This window comes from Selenomonas sp. (genome assembly GCF_052169755.1).
GTDB lineage: Bacteria > Bacillota > Negativicutes > Selenomonadales > Selenomonadaceae > Selenomonas.
Genome location: NZ_JBQNBV010000116.1, coordinates 1 through 6,527, shown reverse-complemented (window position 1 = coordinate 6,527; position 6,527 = coordinate 1). Strand labels below are relative to the sequence as shown.

5 protein-coding genes are annotated in these 6,527 nt (G+C 57.1%); 4 read left to right on the top strand and 1 reads right to left on the bottom strand.

Annotated elements, in window-relative coordinates:
- Window positions 1-146 precede the first annotated feature (146 nt).
- Window positions 147-1,376, bottom strand: a complete 1,230-nt coding sequence (locus tag ACTTKG_RS08300; protein WP_442673748.1) for an aspartate kinase — start codon at window positions 1,374-1,376, stop codon at window positions 147-149.
- Window positions 1,377-1,624: 248 nt separating this feature from the next.
- Between ACTTKG_RS08300 and ACTTKG_RS08295 the strand changes: the two genes are divergently transcribed.
- The 4 genes from ACTTKG_RS08295 to ACTTKG_RS08280 all read left to right on the top strand — a co-directional run.
- Window positions 1,625-3,712 carry a TonB-dependent copper receptor gene (locus tag ACTTKG_RS08295; RefSeq protein WP_442673747.1) on the top strand — a complete coding sequence of 696 codons (2,088 nt, stop codon included), beginning with the start codon at window positions 1,625-1,627 and terminating at the stop codon, window positions 3,710-3,712.
- Window positions 3,713-3,863: 151 nt separating this feature from the next.
- Window positions 3,864-4,787 (top strand): RluA family pseudouridine synthase, encoded by a 924-nt coding sequence (locus tag ACTTKG_RS08290; RefSeq protein WP_442673746.1) that lies wholly within the window; start codon window positions 3,864-3,866, stop codon window positions 4,785-4,787.
- A 49-nt stretch (window positions 4,788-4,836) separates the two neighbouring features.
- On the top strand, window positions 4,837-5,826 hold the full coding sequence (gene fba, locus ACTTKG_RS08285; RefSeq protein ID WP_442673745.1) for a class II fructose-1,6-bisphosphate aldolase: 990 nt from the start codon (window positions 4,837-4,839) through the stop codon (window positions 5,824-5,826).
- A 164-nt stretch (window positions 5,827-5,990) separates the two neighbouring features.
- A partial coding sequence (locus ACTTKG_RS08280; protein WP_442673744.1) for a class I fructose-bisphosphate aldolase occupies window positions 5,991-6,527 on the top strand: 537 nt, incomplete at its 3' end.

The window sequence follows — 6,527 nt, the reverse complement described above, 5'->3', positions numbered from 1 at the left end:
GCTCGTATGCGAAAACGTCCCAAGAATGCAAGCGCAAAGCGCGCCGCATGATTGGTTGACGTTGACCGCTATAAGAACAGCGCATCTGTGCAAATCTGGGCGACTTCATTTTATCAGCGTTTCCTAAAAAGTTCGTCTTTCTCATCTCACGCGCATGGAAAAAATTCATCATGAATCGCATTTGCCGCTTCCTTGAGCCTGTCCTTCGTGATGAGGCAGGAAATGCTGATCTCCGACGTGCTGATGATGTCGATATTGACGTCCGCTTTCTGCAGCGCGCCGAACATACGCGCTGCTATGCCCGGGTTGCCGAGCATACCGACGCCGACGATGGAGACCTTCGCGACATTTTCTTCGACGAGAACCGATACAGCGTTGAGCTTCGTCTTGACCTTCTCGACGATCTCACGCGCCGTCTCAAGGTCGTCAACGGCGACCGTAAAGACCATATCCGTCACATTGCGTTCGAGACTGCGCACGCTCTGCACGATCATATCGACGCTCACGTTGGCGTCGGCGAGTGCGGAAAAGAGGGCATGTGCGATGCCCGGCTGGTTCGGCACGCCCATGACGGCGAGCTTCGCCACCTTGTCGTCGTGCGCCAGCCCTCTGATTTCAAAATCCTTCTCTTCCATTGTATAAGCCTCCCTGATCATCGTGCCTGTCTTTGCTGTAAACGTCGAGCGTACATGGATGGGGATGCCGAAGTGCTTCCCCATCTCCACGGAGCGCGGCTGCATGACGCCGGCGCCGAGACGCGCCATCTCAAGCATCTCATCGTAGGTGATCTCCTGCATCTTGCGTGCGCCTGCAATGAGTCGAGGATCCGCAGAGTATATGCCGTCTACATCGGTGAATATCTCGCAGCTGTCCGCTTTCAAGGCGCCGGCAAGAGCCACCGCCGACGTATCCGAGCCGCCGCGCCCAAGCGTCACGGGGTCGCCTAAAGCATCCGCTCCCTGAAATCCCGCAACGACGACAATATTGCCGTCAGCGAGCGCCTTTTGGACGCGATCCGGCTCGATGCCGACGATGCGTCCCTTCGTGTGCACGGAGTTCGTCTCCATGCCGACCATCGCCCCCGTCAAAGAAATCGCCTTGTGTCCCATCGAGCAAAAAGCCATCGCTAAAAGAGCGATGGATACCTGCTCACCTGTTGTTAACAACATGTCCATCTCACGCGCATAATGATACGGATTTTTATCTATGCCGCGTGCCAGATCAATAAGATCATCCGTGGTGTCGCCCATGGCGGAAACGACGACGACGACCTTGTCATCCGGCTGCATCCCGTCGAGGACACGCTTCGCCACCGCCTTGATCTTCTCCGTCGTGGCAACTGAACTGCCGCCAAACTTCTTTACTATCAGAGCCATAACTTCCTCCCAGATTGCCGTGCGGCAAAAAGCACCGCAGGCAGAATGTCCTTTGACAATAGTCATCCGTTACAAAACAACAAAAAACACGAGTGACCGCCTTTTATTATACAAGAATTTCATGTCCACGTCTACCAAGAAACAAAAATACGAAGCGCATTTCGCGAAGAAAATCGTTGTCTCTCATGGAAAATTATGCTATACTTCTTCGATAAAGATATTTATTATCATTTTCTAGGAGGATTCCCATGCACTTATGGAAGCATCAACACCGCCTGCTCTCTTTTGCAGGCGCCTTGACATTCGGCTTTCTCTCCACCGTCACGGTGCAGGCGGCAGCGGCATCCGCCCCCGAGACGGATAGCGAACGCGCCCTCGACAAGCACGACGCGCAAACGGCTTTCGTCTTGGACGAAATCATCGTCACGGCCAACCGCAGCCGCGAGCCGCTGACGCTCGACACGGATCCCAAACGACCGCGTCAGCCCGTGCCGGCAGCGGACGGCGGCGGCTACCTGAAGAACCTGCCGGGCTTCTCCCTCGTGCGCAAGGGCGGCATCAGCGGCGATCCCATGCTGCGCGGCATGGGCGGCACGCGTCTGAACGTGCGCATGGACGGCGGCAATATGTTCGGCGGCTGCCCGGGGCGCATGGATCCGACGACGACCTATGCTTTTCCTGAGACGTTCAGCCGCATCGTCGCGCGCAAGGGACCGCAAAGCGTGCGCGACGGCGCCAGCATCTCAGGCGCCGTTCTCTTCGAGCGCGAAACGAAGCGCTTTCAAGAGCCGGACGTACGGGGCAACGCGATCCTCACGTTCGGCAGCAGCCACCGTTTCGACGACCTCCTCGACGTCACAGCAGGCGACAAGAGCGGCTATGTGCGTCTCATCCAAACACGCAACTACGCCGACGACTACGCCGACGGCAGCGGCAGACGCATCCATTCAGGCTACGGACGCTACAGCCTGTCGGGTATCGTCGGTCTCACACCGGACAAAGATACCCTGCTTGAGCTTGCCTACGATATGAGCCGCGGTCATGCAAAATTCGCCCACGCCATGATGGACGGCAGTCAGTTCGACCGTGACAGTTGGACATTCAAGTACAACCGCGCCAACCTCTCTCCCGTCGTCACGAACCTCGATGTGACGTTCCACCACGCCGTCATCGATCACATCATGGACAACTATTCTCTGCGCTCTGCGGGAAAGATGGGCACGGACGTCAAGCGTACGCAGTACGGCGTCCGCGCCATCGCGGAGCTTGCTTTTACGCCGCGCAGCACGGGAGCCTTCGGTTTCGAGCTGCAAAATCAGGAGCACGCCTTCGCCAGCGCCTTCAAGGACCGCCCGATCGGCTCCTTCCGCGATGATATGGGCATCCGCTCCTTCGGCGTATTCTTCGAGCACGATTACCGCCTGCACCCGCGCACCTATCTGCGCAGCGGCATCCGCTACGACCGCGTGACGAACGACTATCACAACTATTTGGCATACAACATGCGGGGCAGAAAGACACTGGATCTCATCCCCGGCGAAACCGCCGACAACGCCTACAGCGGCTTTATCCGCTACGAGTACGACTACGCATCCCTCCCCCTGACCTTCTACGTCGGGCTTGGCCACGCAGAGCGTCCCGCCGATTATTGGGAGTCCTTCCAAACGTGGAAAGCGCACAGCAACCGCGTGAACGGTCAGACCGCTTCGCCGGACGCCTCTCGTCCGAACCGCGAGCGCAATACGCAGCTCGACCTCGGCTGGCTCTACGCACGCGGACAAGATCAAGGCAGCCTTTCCCTCTTCTACGCGCATGTCGACGACTTCATCCTGCGCCTGCCGTCGAGCGCTTATGGCAACGTAGACGCACGTCTCTACGGCATGGAAGCGGAATATACGCACAGCTTCTCGCCGCAATGGTCCGTGACGGGCACGCTTTCCTTCACCCACGGCGACGACACGACAAACCATGCGCCGCTGCCGCAGATCGCGCCGCTCGAAGGAAGCCTCGCAGCGAAATATCGCCAGGGCAAATGGGAAGCAAACCTTCTCTGGCGTCTGGTCGACAGGCAGAACCGCTATCGCACGGGCTACGGCAGCGAAACGGGCGTCGATCACGGCCCGACGGGCGGCTTCGGCATCGTTTCTGCGAGCTGCGCCTACCGTGCCGGCGACAATCTCGTCTTTTCCCTGGGCGTCGACAATCTCTTCAACAAAAATTACGCCGAATTCGTCAGCTACAACGAGTCTGCCATCAGCAACCTCGGCATCACCGCGCGCGATCATATCAACGAACCGGGCAGAACCTTCTGGTTCAAGACGAACTATCAGTTCTGACGCATATTCTTTTTCTCCGACAAACAGGAAAATCCCGCAGAAGATGCACCCCGCATCGCTCTGCGGGATTTTCCGTTTCGTGCCAAGCCATCGCACGGCATGGACAAAATCCCCCGATCCATGCTATATTGCTGGAAAAGGATGTGATTTCATGGGAGAGACGCGACTTGTCGTGCCGGAAGGGCTCGCTTGTATGGCGCTTCGGGAGTTTCTGCAAAAGGAGTGCGGCTTCTCCACGACGCTCTGGAAAAAACTGCGCCGCTCGGACACGTTCTCGCTGAACGGACACCCCGCCAACGCCGCACGAACCCGCATCAAAAGCGGCGATGAACTTTGCTGGCATCTGACAGAAGAGAGCCGCATCGCGCCCGAAGACATACCTCTCGACATTCTCTATGAGGACACGGCGCTTCTCATCATCAACAAGCCTGCAGGTATGCTCGTCCATCCGACGGGCGGCGAGCATCATCATACGCTCGCCAACGCCGTACTCTTCCACTATGAAACACATGGCGAAAAACATGCCTTTCACCCCGTACACCGCCTCGACCGTCAAACGAGCGGGCTCGTGCTCATCGCCAAGGAGCCGCACGTCCAGCACCGCTTATCCAAACATGACGCAATCGAGCGCATCTACCTCGCCGTCATCGAAGGCGTCCTGCCCAAGCCTTGCGGCACGATTGATCTGCCCATCGCACGCCGCCCGGGCAGCATCATCGAGCGCATGATCGCCCCCGAAGGAAAGCGCGCCGTCACGCACTACGCGACGCTCGTTCAGACAGGCGGTCTGTCGCTCCTCGCGCTGCGCCTCTCCACGGGGCGTACGCATCAGATCCGCGTCCATCTCGCGCATCTCGGACATCCGCTTCTCGGCGACGACCTCTACGGCAAAAGGACAAATCGTCTCAGACGCCAAGCGCTGCACGCCTGCAATATACTCTTTCGTCACCCATCGAACGGAGAGGATATCAAAGTCCATGCGCCCCTTCCTGCCGATATGTCTGCTCTTTTCCCTGAAATCTCCGCAGATTCTCTCTTTTCGCAAAAGATTCATGACGTTCTCATTAAATTATGATATAATGATCTCATCAATGAGTATCATCTATCCATAGGAGGTTGAGATTATGCCACTCATCGGAACAAAGGAAATGTTCAAAAAAGCCCATGAAGGCGGCTACGCCATCGGCGCTTTCAATGTCAACAACATGGAGATCGTCCAAGGCATCACCGAAGCAGCCGCTGCGCTGAAATCTCCCATCATCCTGCAGGCTTCCGCCGGTGCAAGAAAGTATGCAAAGCCCGCCTACCTCAAGCACCTCGTGCAGGCGGCGCTCGAATGCGAAGATCTGCCCATTGCCCTGCACCTCGACCACGGGCCGGATTTTGAAACGTGCAAATCCTGTATCGACGATGGCTTCACCTCCGTCATGATCGACGGCTCGCATCTGAGCTTCAAAGAAAACATCGAGCTTACGAAGCGCGTCGTCGAGTATGCCCATGCGCACGGCGTCGTCGTCGAAGGCGAACTTGGCCAGCTCGCAGGCATCGAAGACGATGTGAAAGTCGCCGCTGAAGACGCGCACTACACGCGCCCCGAAGAAGTCGAAGAATTCGTCACGAGTACGGGTGTCGACTCCCTCGCGATTGCCATCGGCACGAGTCACGGCGCGTTCAAGTTCAAGCCCGAGCAGTGCACGAAAAACGCGCAAGGCGTACTCGTGCCGCCCGAACTTCGTTTCGACATCCTTGCCGAGATCGAGAAGCGTCTGCCCGGCTTCCCCATCGTGCTGCATGGCGCTTCGTCCGTCATTCCCAAATATGTCAAGATCATCAACGACAACGGCGGCAACCTCGCCGATGCCATCGGCATCCCCGAAGATCAGCTCAGAAAAGCGGCGAAGTCGGCGGTCTGCAAGATCAACATCGACTCCGACCTGCGCCTCGCCATGACGGCGGGCATCCGCGAGCACTATCAGCAGCATCCCGAGCACTTCGATCCGCGCCAGTACATCGCCCCGGGACGCGACTACATCCGCGAACTCGTCGAGCACAAGATCAAAGAAGTCCTCGGCTCCGACGGCAAGGCAGCAGAAGTCATGGCGCTTTTGAAGTAACCCCCATCGCGCAAACGTATTACCCGCTCAGCATTTCCCTAAAAATCGTGCAGAACGCGACATCTGCACGATTTTTATTTTTTGATATTTATTTTCAATATCATTTACATTCCACCCACATCGCAGTATAATGGATTTGGCAACAGTTTAAGGAGGTATGCAAAATGAATCAAGAGCAACTCAATCGCATGACAAGCGGCAAGGGCTTCATCGCTGCCCTCGATCAAAGCGGCGGCTCTACACCCAAGGCGCTCAAGGCGTACGGCGTAGACGAAAGCGCCTACGCCAATGACGAGGAGATGTTCACGCGCGTGCATGAGATGCGCACGCGCATCATCAAAAGTCCCTCGTTTACGAAAGAGCAGATTCTTGCGGCAATTCTCTTCGAAAACACGATGGACCGCAAAATTGACGACCTCTATACCGCGGACTACCTCTGGGAGAAAAAAGGCATCGTCCCCATCCTGAAGGTCGATAAAGGACTCGCCGCCGAGGAAAACGGCGTCCAGCTCATGAAGCCCATCGACGGACTCTCCGCGCTTCTTGACCGCGCGGCAGAGCGCCATATCTTTGGCACGAAAATGCGCTCCGTCATCAAGGAGGCGAACAAAGAGGGCATCAAAGCCGTCATCGAGCAGCAGTTTGCCGTCGGCAAGGAGATCATCGCCAAGGGACTCGTCCCCATCTTAGAGCCGGAAGTC